Raw genomic sequence first — 2,385 nt, 5'->3', positions numbered from 1 at the left:
CGTTTTATTTTAAAAAAAGGAATAATAGCACGAAGTTCACAGAAAAGGAAACGGCAAAACGAGAGGCTTTAATCTTCTAAAGAGGAACGGAAGTTTGTTTGCGACTATTATTGCTAACGTGTTTGTATATGGTTTGTTGCGTGGTTAAGCAACTAATTTAGCAAATAAAAACCGAATAGAAAATCCGCGAGGATTTTCGTAAGTAGGCTAGAACTAGCAATAAATTATATACGGTGTTACCAGCTTTTTTTTATATTTCAATTATATAAATATCATTTTTCCAAACTTGAGTTTCATAACTATTGAAATTCTTTTGGTCTATCCATAAATTTTCATTCACTTTCTTTAAATCTTTAGTTAGGGTTTCTTTCACATTCTCAAGAAAATGTTCTGTATAATGCAATCGTTGGCAATATAATTTCCCTTTTCCTTTTTTATATTCAGGATTATTTTTTTTAAAATCTATATAGTCTGTGTAAATTCCCATTTCATTTGGTGCTCCAATAAATAGGTTTTTTAAATCGTTAAATATTGATTTAACTTCGAGTAAATCTATTTTTTTATTCGGTTTTATACTTGATTTAATAGTTTTTCCAGTATTGTCTAGTTTTTCTGAATATCTGTATGTTTCTGCATTTCTTTCTAAAATTTTATTAAGTTTCTGCAAATTTTTATGATATTCATTAAAGACACTTTTAGTTTCTTTATTAGCTTTAACTTGTTTGTGAAATCGATGAAAAAATATTTTGTATTCAGCCGATAAAGCTTCCAAATCGTGACTTTTCAATAGGTGAGTCCAATTTTCAAATTTGGTCAATTGTTTAGAGTTTACATACTGTTCAAAAAACTTAATATTTTCTTTTAAAGCTAATTCAATAGCGTGTGAAATTGTAAATAATAAAGGTTGAGCAATTTCATCGAAACGTCTTTTTGTTTTTGAATATTCTTCAAATAAGAAGTCGACCATTCTCTCATATTGTCCCCAAACTTGAACATTGTTATATGTCTGTCCGATATAAGTGATATATCTATCTTTTTCAATTCTGTTCATCTGAGTAGGTAAATTGCTGGTAACGGTCTCGTATATGATTTGTTGCGTGTTATAAGCGAGTAAGTTAGTAAATAATAACGAAAATAGAAAAACCGCGAGGTTTTTCGACAGTAGGCGAGTAGCAGCTATAAATTATATGCATTGTTAGCTAAGGTTTTTTCTTTTTTGCGAACTACGCCTTTGCGTATTTCCGAACTATTTGTTTTTCCTGCGCTATTTTATTTTTTTCCTTAAATGTCAAAAAACTCCGAATTACTATTCCGTTCTTTTCCGCAAAGAGCATCAGTTTTGTTTTAGATCCTAATTTTCGTGATGTTAGAATCGGTTGATTTAAACAACTAATTTTAAATTTTTTCAACTGCGAATAGTTCAGCCGTACGTTTTGCCATTCCGCTTATCAGCCAAAAGTTGAGGATTGCTATTATTTTGAATTTAAGAACAGAAGTTGGGCAAGCCGAAATTCGCGCGTAACAATCCGAATGAGTGAAAAAAATTCAGCGCAATACTTTTTGAGATTCCGCTTTAAATTCCAGCGTAGTTTTGGTATGAAAATAAGTACAGAATTTAGTGATTGCCTTGAAATTGCAAGTTAGCACCAAAATCTTTGCTAACGGTCTCGTATAACCGTCAGTTACGGGTTAATATGCGTTTATTTTCGGTTTAGCACAGACGTTAGCAATTCCGAGTGGATTCGGACGTAGTCGAATCCGCCGTAATTGCGGTTATACATTGTTGTAGGTAGTATTTTATCTATATCCAACATCTTTTTTCTTATGATAAAAATTAGTTTCAATTCCATTAATTTTAAGAATAGAACTTATTTTTTCAGATTCATTTCCACCACAATTAAATCTCAGTTTTTTTCCATTATATTCAATTTTATAATGTGCTGGTGTCCGACTCATATATTCATAATAAGTTACTTTTTCAATTTCCTTAAAGTCAATTTGAGTTTTATTCGCTCCAATCAAATTCAGAGGATATTTTATGTTTATTACTTTATTCTCAAAATCAAGTTTCACTTTTTTTATCCACTTTTTGTTATTCAAGAAAATAATTATGAAAAATCCAATTATTGATATTCCCCAAATCAAAGTCCAATTTTCAGTTAAATAAATAGGGACTAGAGAAATTAGTAAAGTCAAAATCAAGACTTTTAAAATTCCACTAAAATATTCAGGTTCAAATTCCATAAGGTTATTCCATATTACCTACAACGGTTTTGTATATGATACGTTGCGTGTGTAAGCAACTAATTTAGCAAATAAAAACCGAATAGAATATTCCGCAGGAATATTCGTAAGTAGGCTAGAACTAGCAATGGATTATATACT

The 2,385-nt window shown here is 30.1% G+C and carries 2 protein-coding genes; both read right to left on the bottom strand.

Annotation, left to right across the window (positions count from 1 at the left end; translation table 11 throughout):
- Positions 1–250: 250 nt before the first annotated feature.
- Positions 251–1,051, bottom strand: coding sequence for a hypothetical protein (locus VDP25_RS17510; RefSeq protein ID WP_334471915.1), 801 nt, complete (start codon positions 1,049–1,051; stop codon positions 251–253).
- Between the two features lie 746 nt (positions 1,052–1,797).
- Positions 1,798–2,244, bottom strand: coding sequence for a hypothetical protein (locus VDP25_RS17505; protein ID WP_334471913.1), 447 nt, complete (start codon positions 2,242–2,244; stop codon positions 1,798–1,800).
- Positions 2,245–2,385 lie beyond the last annotated feature (141 nt).

The organism is Winogradskyella sp. ECml5-4 (assembly GCF_036903175.1).
Taxonomy (GTDB): Bacteria; Bacteroidota; Bacteroidia; order Flavobacteriales; family Flavobacteriaceae; genus Winogradskyella; species Winogradskyella damuponensis.
This window is presented reverse-complemented; position numbering and strand designations above follow the sequence as displayed.

Excerpts from the sequence above, each read along its gene's own strand:
- VDP25_RS17510 (WP_334471915.1), bottom strand. The coding sequence starts at position 1,051 with ATGAACAGAATTGAAAAAGATAGATATATCACTTATATCGGACAGACA.
- VDP25_RS17505 (WP_334471913.1), bottom strand. The coding sequence starts at position 2,244 with ATGGAATTTGAACCTGAATATTTTAGTGGAATTTTAAAAGTCTTGATT.